At 60.5% G+C, this 26,231-nt stretch carries 16 protein-coding genes; 10 read left to right on the forward strand and 6 right to left on the reverse strand.

The genetic code is table 11. The features are described 5' to 3' along the window. The first annotated feature begins 56 nt into the window (after positions 1-56). Positions 57-1,286, forward strand: coding sequence for an MFS transporter (locus PP1Y_RS01450; protein ID WP_013836329.1), 1,230 nt, complete (start codon positions 57-59; stop codon positions 1,284-1,286). Positions 1,287-1,296: 10 nt separating this feature from the next. Here PP1Y_RS01450 and PP1Y_RS01455 read toward each other — a convergent pair whose 3' ends face one another. Continuing rightward, positions 1,297-1,713, reverse strand: a complete 417-nt coding sequence (locus PP1Y_RS01455) for a response regulator (RefSeq protein ID WP_013836330.1) — start codon at positions 1,711-1,713, stop codon at positions 1,297-1,299. A 130-nt stretch (positions 1,714-1,843) separates the two neighbouring features. Here PP1Y_RS01455 and PP1Y_RS01460 point away from each other — a divergent pair, with 130 nt between their 5' ends. Continuing rightward, complete coding sequence (locus PP1Y_RS01460) at positions 1,844-2,350, forward strand: hypothetical protein (RefSeq protein ID WP_051009918.1); 507 nt, start codon at positions 1,844-1,846, stop codon at positions 2,348-2,350. A 170-nt stretch (positions 2,351-2,520) separates the two neighbouring features. Further along, positions 2,521-4,941 carry a glycoside hydrolase N-terminal domain-containing protein gene (locus PP1Y_RS01465; RefSeq protein ID WP_013836332.1) on the forward strand — a complete coding sequence of 807 codons (2,421 nt, stop codon included), beginning with the start codon at positions 2,521-2,523 and terminating at the stop codon, positions 4,939-4,941. 7 nt (positions 4,942-4,948) lie between these two features. Here the strand turns inward: PP1Y_RS01465 and PP1Y_RS01470 are convergent, their stop codons facing one another. The 3 genes from PP1Y_RS01470 to PP1Y_RS01480 form a co-directional block, all read right to left on the reverse strand. Next, positions 4,949-7,618 (reverse strand): glycoside hydrolase family 3 C-terminal domain-containing protein, encoded by a 2,670-nt coding sequence (locus PP1Y_RS01470; protein WP_013836333.1) that lies wholly within the window; start codon positions 7,616-7,618, stop codon positions 4,949-4,951. A gap of 259 nt (positions 7,619-7,877) precedes the next feature. Further along, positions 7,878-9,419 (reverse strand): tryptophan halogenase family protein, encoded by a 1,542-nt coding sequence (locus PP1Y_RS01475; RefSeq protein WP_013836334.1) that lies wholly within the window; start codon positions 9,417-9,419, stop codon positions 7,878-7,880. A 64-nt stretch (positions 9,420-9,483) separates the two neighbouring features. Then, positions 9,484-12,408 (reverse strand): TonB-dependent receptor, encoded by a 2,925-nt coding sequence (locus tag PP1Y_RS01480; protein WP_013836335.1) that lies wholly within the window; start codon positions 12,406-12,408, stop codon positions 9,484-9,486. A gap of 337 nt (positions 12,409-12,745) precedes the next feature. Between PP1Y_RS01480 and PP1Y_RS01485 the strand changes: the two genes are divergently transcribed. After that, positions 12,746-13,438, forward strand: coding sequence for a SapC family protein (locus PP1Y_RS01485; RefSeq protein WP_013836336.1), 693 nt, complete (start codon positions 12,746-12,748; stop codon positions 13,436-13,438). 5 nt (positions 13,439-13,443) lie between these two features. Next, positions 13,444-14,463, forward strand: coding sequence for a cupin-like domain-containing protein (locus PP1Y_RS01490; protein WP_013836337.1), 1,020 nt, complete (start codon positions 13,444-13,446; stop codon positions 14,461-14,463). Positions 14,464-14,540: 77 nt separating this feature from the next. Here the strand turns inward: PP1Y_RS01490 and PP1Y_RS01495 are convergent, their stop codons facing one another. Further along, the gene (locus PP1Y_RS01495; RefSeq protein ID WP_013836338.1) at positions 14,541-16,631 is read right to left on the reverse strand and encodes an alpha-L-arabinofuranosidase C-terminal domain-containing protein; all 2,091 of its coding nucleotides are present in this window, start codon (positions 16,629-16,631) and stop codon (positions 14,541-14,543) included. A 371-nt stretch (positions 16,632-17,002) separates the two neighbouring features. On the opposite strand from PP1Y_RS01495, the gene PP1Y_RS01500 reads away from it, so the two are divergent. Genes PP1Y_RS01500 through PP1Y_RS01510 form a run of 3 tightly spaced genes read left to right on the forward strand, consistent with a single transcriptional unit; the run spans position 17,003 to position 21,526 of the window. Continuing rightward, positions 17,003-18,043, forward strand: a complete 1,041-nt coding sequence (locus PP1Y_RS01500; RefSeq protein WP_013836339.1) for an alpha/beta hydrolase family protein — start codon at positions 17,003-17,005, stop codon at positions 18,041-18,043. Between the two features lie 28 nt (positions 18,044-18,071). Further along, a complete protein-coding gene (locus tag PP1Y_RS01505; protein ID WP_013836340.1) occupies positions 18,072-19,619 on the forward strand; it encodes a glycoside hydrolase 43 family protein in 1,548 nt (515 codons plus the stop codon). A 14-nt stretch (positions 19,620-19,633) separates the two neighbouring features. Next, a complete protein-coding gene (locus PP1Y_RS01510) occupies positions 19,634-21,526 on the forward strand; it encodes an NPCBM/NEW2 domain-containing protein (RefSeq protein ID WP_013836341.1) in 1,893 nt (630 codons plus the stop codon). 51 nt (positions 21,527-21,577) lie between these two features. Here the strand turns inward: PP1Y_RS01510 and PP1Y_RS01515 are convergent, their stop codons facing one another. Then, on the reverse strand, positions 21,578-23,170 hold the full coding sequence (locus tag PP1Y_RS01515; protein ID WP_051009920.1) for an alpha-L-arabinofuranosidase C-terminal domain-containing protein: 1,593 nt from the start codon (positions 23,168-23,170) through the stop codon (positions 21,578-21,580). A 227-nt stretch (positions 23,171-23,397) separates the two neighbouring features. Here PP1Y_RS01515 and PP1Y_RS01520 point away from each other — a divergent pair, with 227 nt between their 5' ends. After that, on the forward strand, positions 23,398-24,813 hold the full coding sequence (locus PP1Y_RS01520) for a sugar porter family MFS transporter (protein WP_013836343.1): 1,416 nt from the start codon (positions 23,398-23,400) through the stop codon (positions 24,811-24,813). Positions 24,814-25,090: 277 nt separating this feature from the next. Then, positions 25,091-26,200, forward strand: a complete 1,110-nt coding sequence (locus PP1Y_RS01525; RefSeq protein ID WP_013836344.1) for a LacI family DNA-binding transcriptional regulator — start codon at positions 25,091-25,093, stop codon at positions 26,198-26,200. The last annotated feature ends 31 nt before the right edge of the window (positions 26,201-26,231 follow it).

A 26,231-nucleotide genomic window follows, 5' to 3' on the forward strand; every position in this document is an offset into this window, starting at 1 on the left:
TCGCAGCACCACTTCATGCATTGAAGGCCGGTTACAGGCACTCCATAGCGAGGCGAATGGAAGCCGAGAAGATCACGCCCGGAACCGCCGCCTATCGGCTTTTGTGCATCGCCATGCTGTTTGCCGGCCTTTCGACATTCGCGCTGCTTTACTGCACCCAGCCCCTGATGCCATTGTTCAGCAAGACTTACGGCGTGGCGGCTGAGGAAGCGAGCCTTGCAGTATCGCTGGCGACAGGGCCGATGGCCTTCGTGCTGCTGGTCGCAGGCAAGCTATCCGACAGGCTGGGTCGCCGGCCCATGATGATCGCTTCGCTGCTGGCCGCGGCGGCACTGACCACCCTGCTCGGCCTGTTGCCGAACTGGCAAAGCCTACTCGCGGCGCGATTCCTGTGCGGACTGGCGCTTGCAGGCGTCCCGGCCGTCGCGATGGCCTATATTAGCGAGGAGGTCGAGGATGGCGCCGTCGGCCGTGCGATGGGGCTTTATATCGGCGGCTCCGCGATCGGGGGCATGAGCGGACGACTGCTGGTGAGCGTGCTGACCGAATACTTCGGCTGGCGCGATGCGCTGGGCATTACGGGCATTGCCGGGCTGATCATTGCGGCTCTTTTCTGGAAGATCCTGCCCCCTTCGCGACAATTCATCCCGCGTCACCACTCCTGGGGCAGCTATATGGCCGGCTTCCGGCACCTGTTCGCCGACAAGGCCCTGCCCTGGCTGTTTGTGGAAGCGTTCCTGATCATGGGGGCTTTCATCAGCATCTACAATTATGCCGGTTATCGCCTGCTTGCCCCACCCTATGCACTGTCTCAGGCCCAAGTCGGGCTCATCTTCCTGCTCTATCTGCTCGGTTCAATCAGCTCTGCGGTCGCGGGCCATTTCTCCGGGGAGTTCGGCCCCCGCAAATGTCTTTGGCTGCCGCTTGTCCTCTTCGTCTTCGGCATTGCACTGACTGCAGCGAGCGCCTTGCCGCTGATCATCGCCGGAATAGGGACCGTCACGATTGCGTTCTTTGCCGCGCACGCGATCGCTTCGGCCTGGGTCGGGCGGCGCGCGCGCAGGGATCGTGCGCAGGCGACAGCGTGCTACCTGTTTTTCTACTATTTGGGATCGAGCGTTCTTGGATCTGCGGGTGGCTATGCCTGGACCGGGGTGGGCTGGAACGGGGTCACGTTCTTCTCGTGCACCCTCGTGCTCACAGCGCTCGCCATCGCATTCCGGCTCTACCGCGTTGCACCGCTTCCCTCACCAGTTCCCGAAACCAGCCCGATCGCGGCCGAGTGAGGCGAATCAGTCAAGCGGCGCCGATGCGCAGCAGCTTGGCGTGCAGGGACTGCTGGTCGAAAGGCTTGATGACGTATTCGTCGGCCCCGGCCTCTATCCCCTTGCGGATATCGTCGGTGTTGGAATTGGTGGTGCAGAACATGACCTTTGGCCGGCGGTCGCCCTGCATTCCCCGCAAGGAGGTCACGAATTCCAAGCCGCTCATGACCGGCATGTTCCAGTCCACCATGAAGAGATCGGGCATGGCCGAGCGGCATTGGACAAGCGCTTCTTCGCCATTTTCCGCTTCGCTGACTTCATAGGCCAGCCCCTCCAGAATGCGCCGGGCGACCTTTCGGATGACACGCGAGTCATCGATGAGCAAGCAGCGCCGCTTCGTGACAGGCTCCGGTGTTTGGACTGCGCTGTCCTCGGGCCGCGGCTGCAACCGGGAACGCTTGATCAGACCCTCAAGAATGGCTGCCACTCCCCTGTCTCAGGAATTGTCCTGGTCGCTCAAGATATGTGCGATCGTCTTGGCCCGGTCGATCACTTGCTGGTGATCCTCCACGGGTACCGTGGGTTCGGCCTCGGACCTCGCGGCCCTCTCCGCAGGCGTGGCATCGGAGGTCAAGGAACTGGCCGATTGCACCAGCGGGGCGGCGGAAGAAGCTTCGCAACAGATCCGCGTCATCCAGGAATTGACCGAATGCAGCGTCGCAGCACTGCGCGTGATCGGCAAGGACATCGAGGAACTGGAAGCGACTTCGGTTTCGATTGCCGCGGCCGTGGACCAGCAATCGATCGCAGGGCAAGATCTCGCGCGCAGCATCGACCTGGCCGCACGCAGTGCGGACGACGTAACCTCCAATATCGAGCAGGTCCGCGAAACGTCGCTGTCGACAGGCGCAGCCGCGTCGCAGGTGCTGACGTCCTCGACCGAACTCGAACAGCAGGCGATCATGCTCAAGTTGCAGGTCGATCAGTTCCTGCAGCATGTTCGGACGCCGGACGACAATGCGCAGCAATCGCGCCAGCGGGTCTCCCATCCCGAAGATCTGTCGGAACTCCTCGTCGCCGGCTGACTGGCTTACCATTCCGGGCTTCCGTAAATGCCCAGGTACACCGGGCCAGAGCACTTAAATCGATCTCGCCAGTTGACCTTGAATAGCGCTATCATTACTCCGACAAGATAAGTGGCTGCCAGAAAGCCATCCGCACTTCGGCCCCACGCGGAGAGGATAGTGAGAAGTCGATGAGCGTTCCAGTCGGCAACCCGGCCAGACCTTTGCGTCACCCTCTCGGCGCGGGCAAGGATCATTTCTCGGTGACCCGCCGCAAGCTGTTGACGGGCACGGCGAGTGCAGCAGCGGCCACGGCATTGGGCGAACTTGGCTCACCTGTACCATCCGGTGCGGCACCGATACCGACGGCCCGGGATCGCCTGTGGTATTGTCAGCCGGCGCGTGAGTGGACCGAGGCCCTTCCGGTGGGTAACGGCCGGATCGGCGCCATGGTATTCGGCGGAACCGGATTGGAACGCCTCCAGCTCAATGAGGATACGCTTTGGACCGGGGGGCCCTACAATCCGGTAAATCCCTCAGCGCGCGAGGCACTTCCGCAAATCCGGCGATTGATCGAACAAGGACATTTTACCCAAGCGCAAACCCTGGCGGATGCAAGGCTCATGGCTCGCCCCTTGAGCCAGATGGCCTACCAGACCTTCGGCGACCTGACGATAGCAATGCCTCACCTCGGCACCATCGAGCAGGGAAGCTACTTGCGAGAGCTGGATCTCGATGCAGCCCTTGCCGCGACAACCTTCAAGGCCGATGGCGTTTCCTGGTCCCGCAAGGTGATCGCATCGCCCGATCATCAGGTCATTGCGGTGCACTTGTCCGCCGATCGACCAGGCAGGATGCACTGTCTCGTCGGGTTGGGGGCGCCTCACGACGGAGTGCTTTCGATCGATGGCGGCACGCTGATCTTTGGTGGGCGGAACAACGCGGCGCACGGTGTGGAGGGAGCCTTGCGCTTCGAGGCACGGGCACGCGTTCTGCCTCAAGGCGGAAGGATTTCGGTCAGCGACAACAAGCTTGCAGTGGAAGGCGCCGATGCCGTGACGATCCTGATCGCCATGGCAACCAGCTATCGTCAGTTCGACGATGTCGGCGGCGACCCGTCGCAGATCACGCGCAGTCAGATAGAGGCTGCCAGTCGCCATTCCTTTGCGCGTATCGCGGCCGACACCGCCGCGTCGCACCGACGGCTCTATCGCCGCGTCTCTCTCGATCTGGGGGAGACCCCGGCTGCACACCGTCCCACTGACGAACGTATTCGGACCAGTGAGACATCACAGGACAGCGCCCTCGCTGCGCTCTACTTCCAATATGGACGTTATCTGCTGATCTGCTCATCGCGGCCGGGGAGCCAGCCTGCCAATCTGCAGGGTATCTGGAACGACAGTGACGACCCGCCGTGGGGGTCCAAGTACACGATCAATATCAATACTGAAATGAACTACTGGCCCGCCGAACCAACCGCACTAGGCGAATGCGTCGCCCCCCTCGTGGCGCTGGTGCGCGATCTTGCGCAGACCGGTGCGAGCACCGCTCGGGAGATGTACGGCGCACGTGGGTGGGTCGCACATCACAATACGGACTTGTGGCGAGCCACTGCGCCGATCGATGGAGCAGCGTGGGGTCTATGGCCGATGGGCGGCGCCTGGCTTTGCACGCATCTATGGGACCATTACGATTATCACCGCGACACGGCATTCCTGCGCTCTGTCTATCCCCTGTTGCGGGGAGCGGCGCTGTTCTTTCTCGATACATTGCAGCGTGATCCGGCCAGCGGATATCTCGTCACCAATCCGTCGATCTCACCCGAAAACGAGCATCCCGGCGGGGCATCGGTGTGCGCCGGGCCCTCCGTCGACCGGCAGATCCTGCGCGACCTCTTCGCACAGACGGCCAGGGCTGCGACTATCCTGGGCTTGGATGATGACTTGTCTGCGCAGATCCTCGACACGAGCAGGCGGCTCGCTCCCGACGAGATCGGGGCTCAAGGTCAATTGCAGGAGTGGCTGGAGGACTGGGATTCCTCAGCGCCCGAGCCGCATCACCGCCACGTTTCCCACCTCTACGGGCTTTTCCCCAGCCACCAGATCAACCTCGATGAGACGCCCGATCTAGCCATGGCCGCGCGCAAGTCACTTGAATTGCGCGGCGACGAATCCACCGGTTGGGCAACGGCATGGCGCGCCAATCTTTGGGCTCGCCTGCGCGAGGGCGATCATGCGCACCGTATCCTGCGCTACCTTCTCGGTCCCGACCGGACCTATCCCAATATGTTCGACGCGCATCCCCCATTCCAGATCGACGGAAATTTCGGCGGCGCAGCGGCGATTGCCGAGATGCTTGTCCAGTGCCGCGATGATGAGATCCGCCTTCTGCCTGCCCTTCCCCGCGCGTGGCCGGATGGCTCCGTAAGAGGCTTGCGCATACGCGGCGCCTGCAAGGTCAGCCTGGAATGGCGCGCTGGCGAACTTGTCTGCGCAAGACTGGTCAGTCGCATTGCGGGAATGCGGATCGTCCATCTGAACGAGCGCAGCGCTGAAGTGGAACTGGTCCCAGGGCGACCCGTCACGCTGAACGGGCCGCTGCTGAGGACCTGAACAGTGGTTACTTCGGCAGCGTAACCGCCTTTTCGACCGAGAAATCGGCCGATCGCGTCGCGGCACTGAAGCCCGGCTGGCCGCTTCCCACCGTCACCCTGTAATGGCCTTTCAACACCTTGCGAACGCCATCCGGGGTGACCGAGCTGAGATCACGCGGGGAAAGAGTGAAGGTTACCTGACGCGTTTCTCCCGGTTGCAGCGACACTTTCTGGAATCCGCGCAAGGCGATGTTGGGCGTGCCGGGTGCATCGGGGAAATCGAGATAGAGCTGAACGGCATCGCCGCCGGCGCGCTGGCCGGTGTTGCTCACCTGCGTGGTTACCCGAATGCCATCTTGCGCCCCGCCCGAAGCAGGTTCAACTGCCACCGGGCCATAGCCGAATGTCGTGTAACTGAGACCGTAGCCGAAGGGATAGACCGCTTTCCCGGTGAAGTAGCGATAGGTTCGCCCTTTCATGTCGTAATCGTCGAAGGGAGGCAGATCCTCGACGCTGCGATAGAAGGTCAGGGGCAGCTTTCCGGTCGGATTGGCCTTGCCAGTCAGAACATTGGCAATGGCAAGCCCCCCCGACTGGCCCGGATACCATGCCTCCAGGATAGCATCGGCGTTTTCCTTCGCCCAATGCAAGTTGATCGGGCTGCCGTTCATGGCAACGACGATCAGCGGTTTACCGGTTGCCTTCGCCTGCTCAAGCAACTCTTGCTGGTCCGCCGGAATATCGAGGGTGGTCTTGTCGCCGCCCTTGAACCCCGGAATCTCGATCGGCGATTCTTCTGCTTCCAGATCGGACGTAAGGCCGACCACGGCGACAAGGACATCGGCCGCCTGAGCAGCGCGGCGCATGTCACCGGCGGGGTCGGTCGAAATCCGCTTCCAGGCAAATCCGATCCCGGCCGTGCCGGTATGCGCCTCGCCGATGATCCGGACCGGATAGCGATGCCCTTTCTCAAGGGTTAGCGTCTTCATGGTCGGCAGGCTGCCCCATTGGGCATCCTTGAGGTCCACGAACGGCTTACCGTCGAAATCCATCCGACCGCTCTGGAAGCCGGAAAGCCCAAGGCGGTAAGTGCCGCTCTCCGGTGGCACGAGGTAGCCTGTCCAGACCACCCGGTGATGATCGGAGACCTGCGCCAGATCAAGGCTCCGTCCGTCGACGCTTCGCTCTCGGCGGGTCACGACCGGCTTTTCGGAGAACTTAACGGTCTTCAGGTATTCGTCACGCTTCCCCGGATCGAAGAGCTTGGGCGGCGTGCCCTGCACATTGTAGTAGCGCGCCGTGAGACCCGGCTTGCCATCGTCGCTCACGAGTGCCGATTCCGGCACCGGATCGCCATCGGTCACAGTCTCGCCGAAGGGCACGTAGGAAACAGTTGCCTTCGGCATGGCCTGTCGCAATCCGTCGACCACCGAGATCGGCGGGGCCGAAATAGTCGAGGAATAATTGCCCCGAAGCACGCGGGTGGCATCGCCGAAGGGACCGATCACGGCCACTTTCATTCCGGCAGTCTGGAACGGCAGGATTCCGTCATTCTTGAGAAGCACCAGGCTCTCTTCCGCGGCCTTGAGCGCCAGCGCCCCATGGGCCGGGGTGCCGACATCGGCGGCAGAGGACGTAAAGGTGCTCAACTTGCGCACGCCCGGCAAGTCGCCATTGCGCAGCCGAGCGGAGAAGAGGCGGATGAGTGTCCTGTCGACATCGCTTACCGTGATCAGGCCGCGCTCCAGCGCTTCGCGATAGCGGTCGGTCAATCCGTCGGTGTCGGACAGGGTCCATGTGTGGCATTCGCTGTCGACGCCCATACGCATGGCGGCAGCGACGGCTGCTGCGCCATCGGGCGCATACTTGTGATTGTCGCTGATGTCCTTCACCGCATCGCAGTCGGACACGACGTAGCCCTGGAAGCCCCAAGCATCGACAAGGTGCTCTTGCAGAAGTTCCTGGCTGGCGCAGGCCGGTTGTCCGTCGACGCGGTTGTAGGCGCACATGACCGAACCGGCCCTGCCCTCGACGATAGCGGCGCGGAAAGCGGGGAGGTATGTGTCCTCCAGATCGTGGCGCGAGACGAAGACATTGGCGTGATGGCGCGTCGATTCCGGACCGTTATGGACAGCGAAGTGCTTTGGCGTGGCGATCACATCCGGAAGATCGGGATCGGGCCCCTGCATCCCTTCCACGAAGGACACGCCCATGCGCGCTGTCAGATAGGGATCCTCTCCATATGTTTCCTGCCCGCGGCCCCAGCGCGGATCACGGAAGATGTTGATGTTGGGAGACCATGTGTCGAGCCCGGTGCCAATGCGCCCCATCCGGCCCGTCTTGCGTGCCAGTGCGTGAAGTCCTCGGACTTCGGTGCTGATTGCACCGGCAACATCCTTCACAAGCGACGCATCGAAAGTAGCGGCAAGGCCAATGGGCTCGGGAAAGTTGGTCGTCGGAAGGGAACCCAGCGCCCCATGCAGCGATTCCGTCCACCAGTTGTAGGCCGGAATGTCGAGACGCGGAATGGCCGGAGCGGTATTCAGCAACTGACCCAGTTTTTCATCCAGCGTCATCTTTGCGACGAGATCCGCCGCCATGGCTCTGGCCTTCGCGCGCACTGGCGAGATCCCGGTCATGGAGCCGGCCTCCTGTGCCGCTACGGAAACCGGCGAAATTGCGACAGGGAACACCATGGCCCCGGCAAGGAGCAGGGACGTCAACCGGTGAAGGCGCGATGGGGGGTGAGTCATGCGTATTCCTCGTCGTTTGCTGGAATGGTTCGTGCTCTGGAATGGTGAGAAACTTACGTGGGCAGTTCGGTCAGCTCACACCGGGAGGCTCCACAACACCGGCAAGCCCCGTCGAGACGCTTGCGGACGGCAACTCGTGCGCCATCCGCACGTTCGAAAGAGATGAATACCCCCTGCAACTGCACCCGCGACAGGATCGCCTTCAGACCGGCTGCAAACCATGATCGACGATCTTCCGGATCAGGTCCCTGTGACGGGGAAGCCCTGCCCGCAGCCGCTGCGTCTGAGCCGCGTTTTCTCGCATGGCCCTGGCGGCAAGTCCGGCGTCGCCTGCCAGAGCTTCGTGCTCCACCTCTGTGCGGAAACCCATGCCGTAAAGGACATATTGATAGCTTGCCGGAGGAAATACTTCCTCAACCCGGTCGAACTCGTCGTGGAACCACGGGCCCTGGTATTTCCAGAGGAGCAGAAGCTCCTGCAATCTTTCGGGAATGGATTCGGGCCGCAGGTTGTCCTGCCAGAACGCGCTGTCCCTGCGCTGCGTCAGGACATAGTGAAGCTTGAGGAAGTCGATGATCCTGCCCCAACGATAGTCGGTGGTGGCGTTGAACCGCCGCGCGATGGGGTCCATGACCTCGCGGCAGGCGGGCATCTGCTCGGCAATCAATTTGGCCGACAGCTCGATCAGGACGATGGCGGAGGCTTCCAGCGGCTCGAGGAATCCCGCAGCCAGGCCGACAGCCACGCAATTGCGCTTCCAAAAAGTCTCGCGGTGGCCAGAGCGGATCGGGATCTTGCGGATCGGCAGATCCTTGCCCGCAGCGCCAAGATAGGTGCGCAATTCGCGCTCGGCATCGTCACCACTCGTGTGATCGCTGGAATAGACATAGCCGATACCGCGCCGGGTCGGCAGACCGATGTCCCAGATCCACCCGGCGGACTGCGCGGTGGATATGGTGTGCGAGGCTATCGCGCTCGTCTCGCTTTCGTAAGGCAGTTGAACCGCCAGCGCCGTGTCGCAAAACAACACATCGCTGCAATCCTTGAATGGCACGCCCAGCGCTTCGCCGATCAGCAGCGCCTTGAAGCCGGTGCAGTCGATGAAAAGATCGCCTTCGATTTCACCGGCCTGCTCGGTGACCACACTCTTGATATCGCCATCTTCGGTCATTTCGACACGCTGGACGTCTGCCAGAACATGGCGAACGTCAAGCTTTTGCGTACAATGGCGCTGCAGGAAGGGCGCGAACTTGCCCGCATCGAGGTGATAGGCATAGTTCGCCAGCGCTTCGAATTCGGGTGTTGCGATGGTCTTGGGGGCAAGGCCATCGTCGCAGATGCGCCCTTGCGGACAAACCGCGTCGCAAAAGCTGCTTTCGCCATTTGCCAACCAGTGCGGAGCGAGGTTCAGTTGCGCGAAAGACTGCGGCAGCATCAACGGGTGGTAATAGGCGTCATCGTGCGCGCCGGTGGTCCAGCGGGCGAACTTGGCTCCCTGCTTGAAGGCCGCATCGCATTCCCGGAAAAAGTCCGTTTCCGATACGCCGATCTTGGCCAGCGTCGTCCGCAAGGTCGGCCAGGTCCCCTCGCCCACGCCAATGATCGGCGTATTCGGCGATTCGACGAGGGTAACCGAAAATCCGCCAGGCATCCGGCTGAGGTGCCTGGCGGCGATCACGCCGGCGGTAAGCCATCCGGCCGTGCCGCCGCCAACGATAACGATCTTCTTGGTGGGTCGCTGCATGAGCTGAGGCAAAACCAGTTTGCCGGAGGTGTCAATCCTTTCGACACCTCCGGCCAGGGAGGAGCTAGAAGCGGTAACGGACACCCGCGGTGAAGCGGCGACCGTAACCGTAAACGTCAAGCAACTGGTTCTTGTAGCGACCGTGCGTGCTTTGCGTTTCGTTGGTCAGGTTCAGGATCTCGCCGAAGACGTTCAGGCCTTCGGTGATCTGGTAGCTGGTGCTGAGGTCGATCTGCGTGCTGGCATTCACGAAGGTCGGCTCGGCTCCGAAGGCACCGGTGTTCTGAACCTGTCCGAACTGGAGCAGATACTCGTCACGCCAATTGAGCGCTGCGCGGAACTCGAACCCGTACTTGTCGAAGAAGCCGACGAAGTTTGCCGAATTCGCAAGGCCGGTGACAGCAAAGCCGCTCTGGCTGATGTCGCTGCGGTCATAGGGCTTGTTGGTATCGACGAATGTAGCGTTTGCGATGAAGCCAAAGCCGGAGTCACCGAAGGTATGCTGCAAGGCAAGCTCGATGCCGCGAACGGTGGCATCAGGACCATTGAGGCGCTGAGAAACCGTAAACTGCGCAGGCTGCCCCGTCGACGGATCGACGACACCGTTGATCGTCTGACGCTGCGTGCCCTGAACGATAAAGTTCGAGACGTTCTTGAGGAAGAGGTTGACTGCGAAATAGGAATTTCGCTGGTAATACCATTCCGCCGCAAGATCGAAATTGTCCGAAAGATAGGGCTTCAGGGTCGGGTTTCCGCCATCGGCCGTGAGCGCGCCGATACGCTGGCCGGTACCGATGTTGAGAACCGGAGTCAGCAAGTTGAGCGTCGGCCGGGTCAAGGTACGTGACGCATCGAAGCGCAGGACGAGATCCGGCATGACCTCTAGTTTCACATCAACAGCGGGCAGGAAGTAGCTGTAATTGTTCTTGGTCGTGACCGGCTGCACCGGGCCGAAATTGACCGTCAGCAGGGTGGGATCGGTCGTGCTCGGCGTGATCGACAATGGCAGGCGGCCGAGGCCGCTTGAGCTCAAGTGCGTCGTTTCCTGGCGCATGCCCGCCGTGAAGGTGAATGGCATCCCGGCCAGTTCGGTCTCGAACCGGGCCTTCAGGAAGAGCGACCAGGTCTTTTCGCTTATGTTGCGGTAGCTACCAACATCGTCAGCGACATCGAACGTGCCGGTGAAATCGCCATTGCAGCATCCGTAGTTGTAGCCTGGAATATTGCCAGCCTGTGGATTGCCCAGCGACGTCAGGAAGTTCTGATAGTCGACCGCGTTGAAATTGATCAACGTAGGCGGCAGCATTCCGTCAAATCCGGGAATGAATCCGCCGGTTCCCACCATTCCGTTGTAGAGATCCAGCGGAATTGCAACACCACCGCTGGTGCCCGAAGCTGGGCCATAACCGGAATAGGCCTGCCAGAAGTTGTTCCCGAATGTATTGGCGCTACGGAACTTGAAGGTATCGTCGAGGTAGGTCCCCCCGAAGGTCAAGGTCAAGTCGTCCTGGGTCCACTTGCCCGACAGACGGGCCTGCTTGATTGTATCCGTATTCTTGTTGGCGATATTGACGGTGACATGCGAACCGATGACCGACGTGTCGGCCCAGCGGCTTGGATCGCCATTCGCACCATAGTCATGGAGCGAGGGGAACGCACCGCTGCTGTTGCCATCGATGGAGATTCCCAGCGTCGGGCCAATGCCGAAACCATAGCCGATGTCCGCACCGCGCGAGCTGATCCGGCCGTCCGGATTGAGCCAGCTCTTCGAGAAGCTGCCATCGGCCTCGACTTCGAAGTTGTCGCTGACGTTCCACTTGACATTGAGGCCAGTCTGATTGGTTCGACGCAGGTTGCTGGCGCGCTCAGCCGTGAAGTCGGTCTGCGAACCTGCCTGCGTGAAGTCCAAAGGTACGCCGTTGTCGTCGAGAACGACGTTGCGCAACGAACCCTGGTTGAACCAGATACCGAAGCCGAACGTATTCGAATTGATGCGCTGCTCGGTATAGTTGTCGTCGAGCGTAAGCAGAATGTCGTCGGAAGGACGCCATTGCAGCGCGATCCGTCCATCGATGCGCTCATCCTTGGTGTAGGTCTGCTGGGCGCCGTACTGCTGCTCGAAGAAACCCACGACCGACTTGACCTGGCTGGGATCAGCCGTCGTATCATCCGTGGGATTACAGACGGTCGCCGTGCTGCCCTGAAGCTGGCAAGGCGCGTAGAAGCCGCCCGGGAAGCCATGCACGTAGACGTTGTTCGTGCGCGTATCATGGCGGGTATAGATGACATCGGCGAGAATGCCGAAGGTATTGTCGGCGAAGGTGTCGCTGATCAGCAACCCGACAGAGGGCACGACCTTCTTGGCATAGTTCTGGATCGATCCGGATGCGCTCGCAGCCATGTGGAAGCCGGGCCTGTCGAGCGGCTTGGGATAGGCGATATCGATGGTGGCACCGATCGAATTCGAGCCTACCGCTACGTCCGGCGTCTTGTATACGGCCAGCGACCCGATGAAATCGGAACCGACCGTGCTGAAATCGATGGAACGGCCGCCGGTTGCCGTCGAAAGGCGACGGCCATCGACCAGCGTCTCGTTGAAGTCGCCGCCAAAACCGCGAATGGTCACGCCATTGGCTTCGCCGCGCGGTCCGTCGCGCTGGATCGAAACGCCCGGAAGGCGCTGAAGCGATGCCGCCACGTTGGAGTCGGGAAACTTGCCGATTTCTTCAGAAGAGATGACGTCTACTACGCCAGGGGCTTCGCGCTTGGCATCAAGATTGCGCTGCAACGAACCGCGAATACCGGTGACGATAATGACGCCGTTCTCGCCATCACGGGCTTGCGGAGCGGTATTTCCGGCCTCGCCTCCCGTTTCCTGCGCATAAGCAGGAGCCGTGAGCGCAAAGGCAAGGACGCCCGATGCACTGGCTGCAAAAAGACCATGCCTAAGGCGACTGCTCAAAGTTCGGCCAGTATGATTGGAAATCATCATATCCCCTCCATGCCCTTTTATGTATCGACCGCGTTGATCCGGTTCGATCAGACATCGCTTGCGCGACAGATAGAAATTAACTTGTCCAGAGAGGCCGACGCTGCCAGCCGTCATCAGCACGGCGCTTCGCCCTGATCCTCCCCGATTCCTTTCTTCTGACCAATTCGTAGCACCGGAAGGTAGCGCTATCAATAGTCTTTTGTAGGTGTATTGATTAAAGTTCTGCAGTGCTTGGCGAGAGCCGGTTTTTGCGCTATTTGCTGCGGAATACGGCGATAAAAAGCACCGATTTACGCCGTCTGCAGCATGCAGACGCCGTCCGGGAGAGAAGAATATGGCAGATCAATTGGTAGCGCTAAATTCCCATGAACATCGGAGCTTGCGCTTGCGGCAACGGCATTCCGAAGCGGCGCATTTCACCGAAATCATGCCGAGTGAATTTGCCGGCGCGGCCGCGAGCTGTCCGATCCTGCTGGCAAAGAGCCCGGAGACCGGCGCCTTCTATGTTGGCGCCATGTTCGGCTTCAAGCCGGGTGAGAACCTGCTTTCCGACCATCGGGATGGTGCTGCGCCCACCTACCGGACGCTGGACCAGCAGCGCGAGGGCTTTTACGTATCGGAGGATGAAATCGCCATCGACCCGACCTGCCCCAGGTTCAGCGAATACGAAGGAGAACTCTTATTCGATATGGATGGGCGGCCCGCCACGCCTTTACGCCATATTCGGCGGGTCCTGACTCAACTGGTAACCGGCAAGCACGAATCAGAAACCTTCACTGCCACCCTCCTGCGCCTCAAGTTGATCGAGCCGATCGATATTTCACTGAATTTCGACGATGGCGAGAAGCTGGTGCTGCAAGGCCTCTATACAGTTAGCCTTGATACGGTGAATGAACTGGAAGACTCTGCGGTGCTCGACTTGTTTCGCAAGGGCTATCTTCAACTGATCTACACCATGGTCGGCTCGCTCAAGCATGTCAGCGCCCTGGCCCATATTCGCAATCACCGACTCAGCCGGGCTGCTTGAAAGCGATGCCGGAAGAATCGGTTGCCGAGATTTCTCGCGAAGAGATTTCCGGTCCGGAGGCATTTCAAAGAAATGTCATCGAGCCGTGCCAACCGGTCATCCTGCGCAAGGGTTGCGCCGATTGGCCCGCGCATAGAGTGGCGACGAAGTCCGACCGAGACCTGCGGGAATACCTTTGTGCGTTTGACAATGGGCAGCCGGCAATGGCTTTCGTTGGCGATACCTCGATCGCAGCCCGGTATCATTACGGTTCGCACCGCGATGGATTCAATTTCGAGTGTGAAACCATGGCCATCGGCCCCGCATTGGATCGGATTGCCCAGTGCGCCGAGAATCCGTCACTGGGCTCTGTCTACCTGGGATCGCTCCCGGCTGAGGTCCACTTGCCCGGCTTCGCCGAAGAAAACGTGCTGCCCCTTGTGCCACCGACTGCAAGGCCACGAGTCTGGATAGGCAATGCGTCGACAGTCGCATGTCACTACGACACGTTCGACAACGTCGCTTGTGTAGTGGCCGGCCGACGAACATTTACACTCTTTCCTCCCGAAGCCGTCAGCGATCTTTATGTCGGCCCGATCGATCACACGATGGCGGGCCAGCCTGTAAGCCTGGCCACTGGATCAAGCCGCGAAGATCCACAGTATCCTCGCTTCGAAGCCATCCGCGATCGAGCGCTGGTCGTCGAATTGGAGCCGGGTGACGCGCTCTATCTTCCCAAGCTGTGGTGGCATCAGGTAGAGGCGCAAGGCGATCTCAATCTGCTCGTCAATTACTGGTGGGACGCTTTCGCTGCCGGACCCGATGCACCATTCACGACCATGATGCTGGCCATGATTGCCATCGCCGAACGTCCTGCGCCTGAACGTGCTGCCTGGCGGGCGTTTTTCGATCACTATGTTTTCCGTCCGAACGGTCATCCCCTGGCTCATCTGCCGGCAGAGCAACATGGCATCCTCGGCCCGCTCGATAAGGGGAATTACGGCAGGATACGGGCGATGGTCATGCAATTGCTGCGGGGCAGCTGAGCGCAATCCGCAAGGGTCGAAAAGAAGGGCGGAACCGCAACCGCGATCCCGCCCAGTTCGCCCGTCAGGCATTCGGACTAATTTCTCAAGGGAAACTCGTAGACCACTATCGAGATCGGCGGGACCGACAGCGCCCCCTGATACGGCATTGCCTGGCTACTGGTAATCGTGACTTGAGGCGTAGCGCCGACCTTGTTTGCAGCGTCTACCGACTTACCGGTCAACACCCAGCGCTCGCCGGCTCCCGCGATCGAGAGCCCCTTGAAAGAGAGATCTGCCGACTGCTTCTGGAACGTGGCGTTGACGAGGCCGATGCGTAACGACTTGCCGTCCGGGCCCAGTGCAGCGATGATGTCCAGCGGATAAGTCGGACTGCCGGCGCGCACTTGCGGATGATCGTAACCGACCGGGTAACGGGGCTCCGGCTGCGGCGAATTTCCGGTAACTGCCAAGGGAACCGTGCCTTCACCGAAATGCTCACCGTATAATTTGAACACGAGACCGGTGCTGTTGAGAACCGAGTCGGTGGCCGTGATGTCCATCGTCGATGCCCCAGTGGTGAAGGCACTCATCTTCAGAAAATCGGTATGGCGCAGCATCTCCTGCATGACCATTGCATAGGCCAGTGCTGACTTCAGGTTGGCGCCGCCGAAGTAGGCATATTCGTCGATCGACAGGAAGATATGGTCCTTGTCGATCCTGGGGAACCATTGCCGATAGATATCCCAGATTTCCGCTTTCATTCTCACCTGATTCGAAGGCGAACGCGCGTACTCCATGAGTTCGGCATCGGCCGGTGCGTCAGGGCGCTTTTCCGCTGAGTCATACCAGTGCTCACTAACGCCGTCGAAGTTCCCCCACGCCTTGGCGAACAGTCCGCCAGTCCAGTCTTCCTCGGTTCCAAACTTGTGACGGATACTTTCCAGTGACGGGTTTTCCTTGGTATCGCGCGGCTTGAGCTGATCGGGCATCGCACCCGATCCAATCAGAACGATCGACGGATCGACAGCCCGCATGGCTTCCGCAAAGCGGTTATGCTTGATCATGAAATAGTCGAGCGTCGTCCGGCCGATCTGCCACCAGCCATAGGGTTCATTGCCGATGTTCCAGTACTTGACCGCATAAGGCTTCGGGTGCCCGTTCGCGGCCCGCCTGGCTCCCCATTCACTGGTGGCCGGACCGTTGAGATATTCGACTTCCTCGGCAGCAGAATGGGCATCGCCAAGACCGGCATTGACCGTGACATAAGGATCGACACCGAGAATCTGCGTCAATTTCATCCATTCGTCCATGCCGAGGTCGTTTGGTTGCATGGCGCTCCAGGCATGGTCGAAAATCGGAGCACGCTTGTCGCGCGGGCCCAGTGCGCCGTGCCAGTCCCAATCGGACAGGAAGTTTCCGCCGGGTAGACGCCACATGCCGGAATTCAGCGAACGGGCAATCGCTGTCGTATCCGCGCGCCAGCCATCGATATTGTCATCGGGCATGAGGGAGATCGCATCGACCCTGAAGGTGCCGGAGCCTGTACCGGTGATCTCCAATCGCGCATCGCTCGCGTCTGTATTGGGCGAGAAGGCGAATTCGGCTTTCTGCCAACCGCGTCGGGGAGCCTGGAGCGCCACGACCATGCGATCCGCGCGTCCTTTGCCCCAAACCAGTGCAACCTGAACCTTGACACCGGGATCCCCCGACAGCCAGAAGTGGCCGACATAGCGCTTACCGGCCGCGATGCTGATACCCGATTGGCCGAGGCCGCGCACTTCCTTGCCCTGGACAACGACTTTGGGGGACTGCTTGCCAACGAATGGATCGGAGGTATCCATTTCCACGGCACCGTCATTTCCGATGGGACGCCATTTCCTGTAGGTTACTCCCGGCCTGCCCTCCGGGTTCGGCGGCGGGGGCACGTCTTTCGCTGCGGTCACCACCGGATAGTAGAACTTGCGGTCATCGAGCATCTCGGCCCAGATGCTGCGCGCCACAAGGCCTCCAATGGGCTCGATGAACATGCCATAGGCATGGCGCGTCACCGGCTCCGATCGGTTGCGGGCGTCGATCGTTGCGCTAACGGTATCGGGTGTCTGCGCCCGGATTGTCGCGGGCAGCGCTATCGATGCGCCCAGTGCCAGAACCAGCCCTGTGCATGCGCCATTCAGCGCAATCCGCATGGCATTCTCTCCCCATTTTCACTCTGAGTTATTAGTGTACCAGCGATTCTATGATAGCGCTACCTCAAATACATGCTCAGGCGGCCTCAGGGAGGCGTCCGGCTTATATATCTGTAATAACGCCATTAATATCGCACGAAAGGCGTGTTTGGCCAGCGCCGTGAACACCAATCATTACGATCTGCAATTGACACTCAGAATATTTACGCTGACAAAACGGCCATTGCCGGGCCGACGTGTTTCGAAACTCAGATCCGGTACCATTCGCAAGGGGACAGGATGAGATGGCGCAATTCCGCGAAGTGATGTCTTTTGCCGTGCAAGGCCTCAGCGGCATGGCGACGTGCTGGTCGAGGCCGTCGCGACCATTCATGGTATCGACGGCGCTGGCACTCGCATCGGTAGCCTTGCCCGGGCATGCGCAAGTGCAGACCCTGGTGCCCACGCCAGTGGCGGGAGCGAAACCGGCTACGGTTGAGCGCATCAAGGTCCATTCCATTGCGATCGAAGGGAATCTCGAAGGCGAATCCGCAGATCGGGATGTCGTCGTCATTCTTCCACCCAGCTACGGCAAGGAGCCGAGCAGGCGCTATCCGGTTGTCTATGCGCTTCACGGCTACTCTATCGGTGCAGAACAATGGATGAAGGAAATCCACGTTCCCCAGACGGTCGAAGGCGCCTTTGCGGAAGGTGCAGCAGAGATGATCGTGGTCCTGCCGGACAGCAAGACCGCCTATAACGGATCGATGTATTCCAGTTCGCAGACGACCGGCGATTTCGAGACGTTCGTTTCGCGCGATCTCGTGGGTTATGTCGACAGTCATTACCGCACACTTCGTGACAGGCGCAGCCGCGGGCTGGTTGGGCACTCAATGGGTGGCTACGGAGCGACGCGGATCGGGCTGAAGCATGCCGACGTATTCGGGGCGCTCTATCTGATGAGCCCATGCTGTCTTTCGGTGCGCGATCCGCAGAGCTTCGAGCCGGACCTGGAGGCCAAGGTGGCCCAGCTCAGGATGCCAGCCGATTCGGAGGACTTGTCGTTCGGCCCGCGCGGAGCGCTGGCCATGGCTGCGGCATGGTCTCCCAATCCCCGAAATCCGCCCCTCTATCTCGACCTGCCGGTAAAAGATGGCACGGCCCGGCCTGAAATCATCGCCAAGTGGATGGCCAATTCCCCCCTCGCCTTCGCCGATCAGTACATCGACAACCTGCGCAAGTACGCGGCGATTGCCATGGATGTCGGCGATCAGGACGGATTGAAGGTGGATACCCGAAAATTGCACGCCCTGTTCGACAGCTACGGCATCGCCAACAGCCTCGAGATCTATCCGGGCACGCATACCAGCGCGGTGGCCGATCGGTTCCAGAATCACGTCATGCCTTTTTTCAGCGCCCACCTCGCCCATTGATCGCGCTGCAACGCTGGACCCTGCAGATATGCGCCTGACAATTCTTGCCGCAGCGGCCGCCCTGTGCTCCTGCACATTCTCCCGAACCCCTGCCATGGCGCAGGTCTGGCAGGCCGATCAGGGCGATGGCACATTCCGCAATCCGGTGCTTTACGCTGACTATCCCGACCCCGACATCATTCGCGTGGGCGAAGATTTCTATTTTGCCACCACGACTTTCGTGAACACTCCCGGTATCACCATCCTGCATTCGAAGGACCTGGTGAACTGGGAATTCTACAGTCATGTGGTGCAACGTATCGATGGCTCGCCGGCCTATGATCTGAAGGGCGGCAATGGATACAGACGCGGACTCTATGCGACGAGCCTGCGTCACCATCGGGGCATGTTTTACCTTGCGGTGACGCCCGTGGGGCTCAATACCCGTATCTACTATGCCCCGGATCCGCGCGGTCCCTGGCAATATCACGAACTGAACCGCGAGGCGTTCGATCCCGGCCTGTTCATCGATGACGACGGTACAGGCTATATCGCCACAGCTGTCAATTCGGACGGCACAATCACGCTGCTGACGCTCGATCGCGATTTCGACAGGATCGTGGGTTCGCGCAAGATCCATTTCGTACCGGGCGGCGAGGGTTCCAAGATCGTCAAGCGCGACGGATGGTATTACATATTCAACGCCGTGCCGCCGCGCATGGCGCTTACGGTTTCGCGCTCGCGCAGCCTCTTTGGCCCCTGGGAAACCCGAGAGCAGATTGACGACAGGACCGGTGGCCACCAGGGCGCGCTTGTCGACCTGCCTGACGGTCGCTGGTTCGGCTTTGTCATGGCCGATGCCGGTTCGATAGGGCGAATGACCAACCTCAGTCCCGTGTTCTGGAAGGATGACTGGCCCATCTGGGGCACACCGGAGGAACCGGGAAAAGTGCCCGGACAGGCGCGCAAGCCGATCGATGGATTTGCGCCATCGCAGCTCGCCGCGTCGGACGGATTCACGCATGCCCGGCTTGGTATGCAATGGCAATGGAACCATAATCCGGATGATAGTGCATGGTCGCTCAACGAGCGGCCGGGATGGCTGAGACTTCATGCGATGCTTGCGGATAACCTCTGGTCGGCGCGTAATACGCTGGTGCAGAAGGCCCAGGGACCGCGCAGCCGCGCCGTCGTGAAACTCGACATCGCAGGCTTGCAAAAAGGCGATCGGTGCGGGTTCGGCACTTTCGGGCAATACAGTGCGACCATCGCTGCAAGCCGCGATCCCAAGGGGCGCCCGTTCCTGACCATGGGCCTTCTGGAAAGCACGCAGAGCGGCCCGCGCGAGGAAGTGAAGGTGGCCGGAACAGCTATCGCGGGCTCGGAACTTTGGCTTTCCGTCAATGCCGATTTCACGAGGGACAAGGCCAGCATGGCCTACAGCCTCGATGGTAAGGACTGGGTCCCGCTTGGAGGCACGTTTCCGCTCGCCTTCGCTTGGCGGACCGGCACGTTCCAGGGCGAACAGTTCGCGCTCTCCTGCTTCAACACGCAGGGCGAGGGCGGCTTTCTCGATATAGACAGCTTCATACTCTAACCGGGAGATCCCGAATGAAACGAGGTTTTCGCCTCCTTGGCGCGGTTGCCATCCTGGCTCTGACCGTGACTGCGGCCCATGCCGACGAACTCGATCCGAAAGGCGATTGGACCGCCTATGATAAAGGCAATGCCGCCCTGCCACCGATGGGATGGAACAGTTGGAACGCCTTTGCTCTCGAAATCAATGAAGCCAAGATTCTCGGCGCTGCCGAAACCATCGTCACATCCGGGCTGGCTGCGAAGGGCTATCGCTATGTCGACCTTGACGAAGGCTGGTGGGCTCGGCGCGGGGCAGACGGCCGTCTCGTCATCCGCACCGACCGTTTCCCTTCGGCAATCCGTAGCGACGGGACGACCAGCTTTCGCCCGCTGACGGACAAGCTGCACGACATGGGACTAAAAGCCGGCATCTACTCGGAGATCGGGCGCAATTCCTGCGGTCAGATCTACAGCGAGGAAAAGGCCAGTCTGCCCAGCGGCACCGTGGCCGAGCGCGAAGTGGGCCTTTACGATCACGTCGACCGGGATATCGGCCTCTATTTCGCGGAGTGGGGCTTCGACCTGATCAAGGTGGATGGCTGCGGCATCAGGGGCCTGCCGCAGGGGAGCCCGCGCGTGGCCTCCGGAGAGTTTCGCGCCTTTCCGCCGCTGATCGATTCCGATTCGCTGGGCCGGACGAACATTCCGGCGGTGCGTGCCCTGTTCGGCAAGGTGGCCGACGCCCTGGAACGCTACAATCCCGACAACGACTTCGTGTTCTCGCTATGCATCTGGGGATCGGCCGATGTGCGCTCCTGGGCGAAGAACGTCGGGAACCTCTCTCGCACCAGCGAGGATATCTTCCCGATCTGGGGCCGCATGCTGTTCAACATGGATAGCACTTCGCGGCGAGCCCTCTACGCACAGCCCGGATCGTGGAACGACCCGGACATGCTTTATATTGGCAGCGGGGAATTCGACGCGGATCATCTGACCGAGGCACGCACCCATTTCTCGATGTGGGCAATGCTCAACGCCCCCCTGATCATCGGCTACGACTTGCGCCATGCTGCGCCCGAGCTGATGGAGATCCTCGGCAATGAACGGATCATCGCGCTCGATCAGGATCCGGCCGGAAATCAGGCGGTACTGGCCTACGACTCCGACGATGTGCAAATCTATGCCAAGACTCTTGCCGACGGCACCAAGGGCGTAGCGATCCTCAATCGCACCTCCGCGCCGCTGGACGCCGTGCTCACCGCCGAACACCTCAAGTTCCTTGCCGGCGCCGATGTCGAACTTACCGATCTTTGGACTGGCGAGACCACGCGATTCAAGGGCGAGCATAAGTTCACGCTGGCCCCGCGCGAGGCGCTGGTATTCAAGGCGAAGGGCAAGCGCGTGCTGGCCGATGGCTACTATCTGTCGGAAATGCCGGGCAGCGTGAATCCGGCCGTGGATGGTGTTACCGTTCCGCAAGCAGAACCGATGACCCATCGCGCGATCCTGCCCTGGCAGTCAACCCACGGCAATGGAGAACATCCGCGCTATGGCGGTTGGGGCGGCGCCCAGGCGGATGCAACACCATATGGCGAGGAACTGGCCGTTTCCGGTCAACGTTACCAAAACGGGATCGGGGTTCTTGCCAATTCGCGACTGGAAATCCGCAATGCCGGATACAAGCACTTTTCCGCTGAGGTCGGTGTGGATGACAGCGCGCGGGACAGGAGCGAGCCTGTGACATTCTTGGTCTACGGCGATGGCAGGTTGCTTGCCCGGTCCGAACCCAAGCGCTTCGGCGAGGCTCCCTCCACGATCAAGGCTGACGTCTCGGGTGCAAAGCTTGTGGAGATCGTCGCCCGGACCGCGACGCCTGTGCGTTTTCCCGATCCCGTGACTTGGGGCAATGCTGCCCTGACCCACTGATCTGGAGGGACCTGGCGGCCCACCTCGGTCGGGTGGGCCGCTGCCATCTCCTTATTCGTCAAGCCGAAAGACCGCGACGGACTTGGCCGGAAGGTCCACGGTGACCTTGTTATTGCGCACCGTTCCGGAGATCGGTCTTGGCACGACCACATCGGGACTATCGAAGCTGTTTATCGAATTGACCTTTGGGCCGGTCAATACTTCGCCTGCCAGCGCCTTTATCGTCAATCCATCGAAGCTGGCGGAGATCGTCGCCTTTCGTGAGGGGTCGAGATTTGTCACGGACAGCCAGAGCTTGCCGTTTCTTCCGCGCGCGGCAATCGCATCGACGCGCGGCAGTTCGACGCTTCCTTCACGATAGGTGCCAGCGTCGAAATTCACCGGTACGAAGCGCGCATCCTGAAACGGCACATACATCTTGTAGATGTAATAGGTAGGCGTCAGCAGCATCTTTTCGTCCTGGGTCAGGATCATGGCCTGCAGGACGTTCACCATCTGGGCGATGTTCGTCATCCGCACGCGATCGGCATGACGGGCAAAGATGTTGAGGTTCAGGGCCGCGATGATCGCATCGCGCAGCGAGTTCTGCTGGATCAGGAACCCCGGGTTGGTGCCCGGTGCGGGTTCCAGCCAGACGCCCCACTCATCGACCACCAGCGGAACTTTCTTGTCCGGATCGTACTTGTCCATGATGGCGGAATGGCTGGCGATCATGGCGTCCATCCCCAGCGTTTCCTTGACGAGCGAGGCATAAGCATCCCGGCCGAAATCGGTGCTCGACATCGATGGCGGCCAACCGCCAGTCGTGTAGGAGTGTAGGGAAAGGCCCTCGATATTCCAGGCCCAGTCGTGCTGCGTCCAGGTCTTCATGACCTGCTCTGTATAGGCTGTATCCGGACCATTGGGCCCCACGGCTATACGCTGCATGGGAGCCGCGCCCTTTTCCATCTGCTCGGGCCGGTAGTTGCGGACAAAGCGGGCGTAGCGCTTCATCAGATCCGCATAGTATTCTGGGCGCATGGCGCCGCCGCATGACCAACTCTCGTTGCCGAGGCCGAGATAGCGAACCTTGTAGGGCTCCGGATGACCGTTGGCCGCCCGCTCCTTGCCCGCAGCGCTGCTGGCAGGCGCTGTCATGTAGGCGAGCCAGTCCGCGGCTTCCTGCACCGTGCCGGAACCGACATTCACCGAAATGTAGGCTTCGCTGTCTATCTGGCTGACAAAATCCATGAATTCGTCCGTTCCGAATGTATTCGGCTCGCCCGAGTCGCCCCAGTTCGCGTTGACCGTCGCACGGCGCGCACTTTGCGGTCCGATCCCGTCACGCCAGTGATACTCGTCGGCAAAGCAGCCACCCGGCCACCGGACATTGGGCACCTTTATAGCCTTCAGTGCGCTGACCACGTCCTTGCGAATACCCCGAACATTGGGGATCTTCGAATCCTTGCCTACCCAGACTCCGCCATAGATTCCGTAGCCGAGGTGCTCTGCAAATTGACCGAAGACATTCCGGTCAATCGTGGCACCGGTCTTGTCGGCCTCGACCTCGACCGGAATGACATCATCATCGCTGGCCGCTGAGGCCGCCTGTGCAAGCGACATCAGGCCCAAGGTCGCGGCATACCGCCATCCTGTTCGGTACATTCTTTCCTCTCCGCAAAATGTGACATGCCCGGCAGCACATCGATGCTTCAATCAAATTGATCCTTGCATTTTCGCACCCTGCATTCACGGATACCGGGACTTTCCATGTTCACCGGTTGAATTAATCGATCTGCTTGCACAGACCTCTTGCGCAGTTGCTGGATTCTGTTTTAGGTAGCGCTAACAAAATGGCAAGTCCGCATGTTGGGCGGGTGAGAGGAAAACTGATGAACGATAGCGGGCAAGACAATGTCAGGATGTCGCTGGTCGGCGCAATCGTCGCGGTTGCGACTATCGGCGGATTGCTTTTCGGTTATGACAGTGGCGCAGTCAACGGAACCCAGGCAGGTCTTCGGGACGCTTTCGCGCTCGACGATGCCGGGCTTGGCTTCACCGTCGGTTCTCTGCTGATCGGCTGCGCCGCCGGTGCCTTTCTGGCCGGACGGCTGGCAGACGCCATGGGGCGCAAGCGGGTCATGATGATTTCGGCAGTCATCTTCCTGATCGGTGCCCTCATCCAGGGTCTGACGCCCGATCACACGATCTTCGTGATTGCACGCTTTGCCGGCGGCATGGCAGTGGGCGCGGCCAGCGTTCTTTCTCCGGCCTACATTTCGGAAGTCGCCCCCGCTCACATGCGCGGCCGCCTTACATCGGTTCAACAGGTCATGATCATCACCGGCCTGACGCTGGCTTTCGTGGTGAACTACTTCCTGGCTCAGGCAGCGGGCGATTCGCTGGGTATGATCGGCGGTCATCCTGCCTGGCGCTGGATGTACCTTGCACAATCGGTGCCAGCGGCGGTCTACCTGATCGCGCTATTCACCATTCCGGAAAGCCCGCGCTATCTTGTCAGCCGCAAGCGCGACACCGAAGCGGAAGCCATTCTCGCAAGGTTGTTCGGCGCCTTCTCGGCAAGCGCCAAGGTCAAGGAAATCCGGGCCAGCTTCTCGCACGATCACCGCCCGCGCCTGCGTGACGTCATGGCACCCGGCACAATCCTGCGGCCGATTGTGTGGGCCGGGCTCGTCCTGGCGGTTTTCCAGCAACTCGTCGGCATCAACGTGATCTTCTACTACGGCGAAACCCTGTGGAAGCTCGCCGGTGCGTCCGAGGAGACTGCCCTGCAACGCAACATCGTATCCGGTATCGTATCCATTGCGGCCTGTTTCGTGGCCATGGGCCTTGTCGATCGGATCGGACGCAAGCCGCTCCTGCTGATAGGCTCGGCCGGCATGACAGTGACGCTAGGCACAATGACCTGGGTCTTTACCAGCGGAACGCTCGATGTGGCGGGTAACCTGGTGCTGGATCAGTCGATCGGCCTGGTCGCGCTGGTCGCAGCCAATCTCTACGTTATCTTCTTCAATGTGAGCTGGGGCCCGGTCATGTGGGTCATGCTGGGTGAAATGTTCCCCAATCAGTTGCGCGGCTCGGCTCTCGCCGTGTGCGGTCTTGCCCAGTGGGCCGCGAACTACGCAGTGGTCCAGTCCTTCCCCGGCATGGCAAGTGGCTTGGGCCTTGGCCTCACTTACGCGTTCTACACCATCTGCGCCGCCATCAGCTTCTTCCTCGTGCGCTCTTTCATCAATGAAACGAGAGGCAAGGAACTGGAAGAAATGGAGGGCTGGGACGAACGCTGAACCTCTCCCCCCGAGGCCGGGGAACTCTCTCTCCTCCTCCCCGGCACAAAGAAGGGCGCGGTCTTACAGTGCGGAAAGGCCGCGCCCTTCCATTTCCAGGATGCGAGAACGGAGGCTTCATGGTGCAGATGGATCGATCGTACGGCACGTCCCGGCAGCTATCGAATGCGCGAGTTGACGCTGATGAGCCCGTAGAAGGGCCAAACATTGCGGATAAGAGCCATTACGCGCCCATCATTTGCTTGCGGTACGCCGGAAACCGGTACTAGATCGCAACATGGCGAAGGATGACGCAACAAGCCGGAAAAAGAGGGGCAACCGCAAGCAATTAGGTCGGCCGACGATTGCCGACGTGGCGCGCTTGGCAGGTTGCTCGCCGATGACGGTCAGCCGCGTGATCAACCACGAAGCAAGCGTACGCGAAGACACCCGCAAGGTCGTGCAGGCGGCGATAGAACAGCTCAACTATTCGCCCAACCGCGCCGCCCGAAGCCTGGCCGGCGCGTCGCAATTACGCATTGCGCTGCTCTACACCAACCCGTCAGCGTCCTATCTCAGCGAATTCCTGATGGGCTGTCTGGAAGAAGCGAGCCACAGTGACGTTCACCTCGTAGTCGAACGCTGCGCGTTCGGCGAAGACGAAGACGAAGTCATCCGACGTCTCACGAAAAGCGGCATCGACGGTTTCCTTCTGCCCCCACCTCTGAGCGACGAAAAGCCGCTTCTGGAACTGCTTCGCCAGTTGGACAGTCGTGCCGTTCTGGTCGGCCCGGGCACGGCGGAAGCGGACGACTGGGCGGTGATGATCGATGAGTATCAAGCCGCCTATGACATGACGAACCACATTATCGGGCTTGGCCACAAGCGCATCGGTTTCGTCATCGGCAACCCCCACCAGACGGCAAGCGGACAACGCCTGTCCGGCTATCTTGACGCGATGGCGGCGGCCGGGCTCGATGTGCCTGAAAGTCTCGTGCGGCAGGGTCTCTTCACATATCGCTCGGGCATCGATGCAGCCATGTACCTGCTCGACCAGCCAGATCCCCCTACCGCGATTTTCGCCTCCAACGACGACATGGCGGCAGCCGCAGTGGCGGTGGCGCAGCGCCGTCACCTCGACGTGCCGCTGGACCTTACGGTTTGCGGCTTTGACGATACGCCGATTGCCAGCACGATCTGGCCTGAGCTGACGACCATCCGCCAGCCCATCCATGAGATGGCAAGCACGGCGCTCGAAATGCTGGCCACTGAACTGCGGGCAGAACGTAGCGGCAAAGCCGGCGTTCCCGTGCATCTCAAGCTCGATTACTCGATCGTGCGGCGCCAGTCCGACAACGCGCCGGGCCTTGCCCGCAGGGCCATGAGGGGCAGCAGGCAGGAGGAATGATACCCCCTGCCTGTTCAGGTATCAGCATCCA

This window comes from Novosphingobium sp. PP1Y, from assembly GCF_000253255.1.
Lineage (GTDB): Bacteria > Pseudomonadota > Alphaproteobacteria > Sphingomonadales > Sphingomonadaceae > Novosphingobium.

Excerpts from the sequence above, each read along its gene's own strand:
- PP1Y_RS01510 (WP_013836341.1), top strand. The coding sequence starts at position 19,634 with ATGAAACGAGGTTTTCGCCTCCTTGGCGCGGTTGCCATCCTGGCTCTG.
- PP1Y_RS01470 (WP_013836333.1), bottom strand. The coding sequence starts at position 7,618 with ATGGTGTTCCCTGTCGCAATTTCGCCGGTTTCCGTAGCGGCACAGGAG.
- PP1Y_RS01480 (WP_013836335.1), bottom strand. The coding sequence starts at position 12,408 with ATGATTTCCAATCATACTGGCCGAACTTTGAGCAGTCGCCTTAGGCAT.
- PP1Y_RS01500 (WP_013836339.1), top strand. The coding sequence starts at position 17,003 with ATGGTATCGACGGCGCTGGCACTCGCATCGGTAGCCTTGCCCGGGCAT.
- PP1Y_RS01465 (WP_013836332.1), top strand. The coding sequence starts at position 2,521 with ATGAGCGTTCCAGTCGGCAACCCGGCCAGACCTTTGCGTCACCCTCTC.
- PP1Y_RS01495 (WP_013836338.1), bottom strand. The coding sequence starts at position 16,631 with ATGCGGATTGCGCTGAATGGCGCATGCACAGGGCTGGTTCTGGCACTG.
- PP1Y_RS01515 (WP_051009920.1), bottom strand. The coding sequence starts at position 23,170 with ATGTACCGAACAGGATGGCGGTATGCCGCGACCTTGGGCCTGATGTCG.
- PP1Y_RS01485 (WP_013836336.1), top strand. The coding sequence starts at position 12,746 with ATGGCAGATCAATTGGTAGCGCTAAATTCCCATGAACATCGGAGCTTG.
- PP1Y_RS01525 (WP_013836344.1), top strand. The coding sequence starts at position 25,091 with ATGGCGAAGGATGACGCAACAAGCCGGAAAAAGAGGGGCAACCGCAAG.
- PP1Y_RS01505 (WP_013836340.1), top strand. The coding sequence starts at position 18,072 with ATGCGCCTGACAATTCTTGCCGCAGCGGCCGCCCTGTGCTCCTGCACA.
- PP1Y_RS01520 (WP_013836343.1), top strand. The coding sequence starts at position 23,398 with ATGAACGATAGCGGGCAAGACAATGTCAGGATGTCGCTGGTCGGCGCA.
- PP1Y_RS01490 (WP_013836337.1), top strand. The coding sequence starts at position 13,444 with ATGCCGGAAGAATCGGTTGCCGAGATTTCTCGCGAAGAGATTTCCGGT.
- PP1Y_RS01450 (WP_013836329.1), top strand. The coding sequence starts at position 57 with ATGGAAGCCGAGAAGATCACGCCCGGAACCGCCGCCTATCGGCTTTTG.
- PP1Y_RS01475 (WP_013836334.1), bottom strand. The coding sequence starts at position 9,419 with ATGCAGCGACCCACCAAGAAGATCGTTATCGTTGGCGGCGGCACGGCC.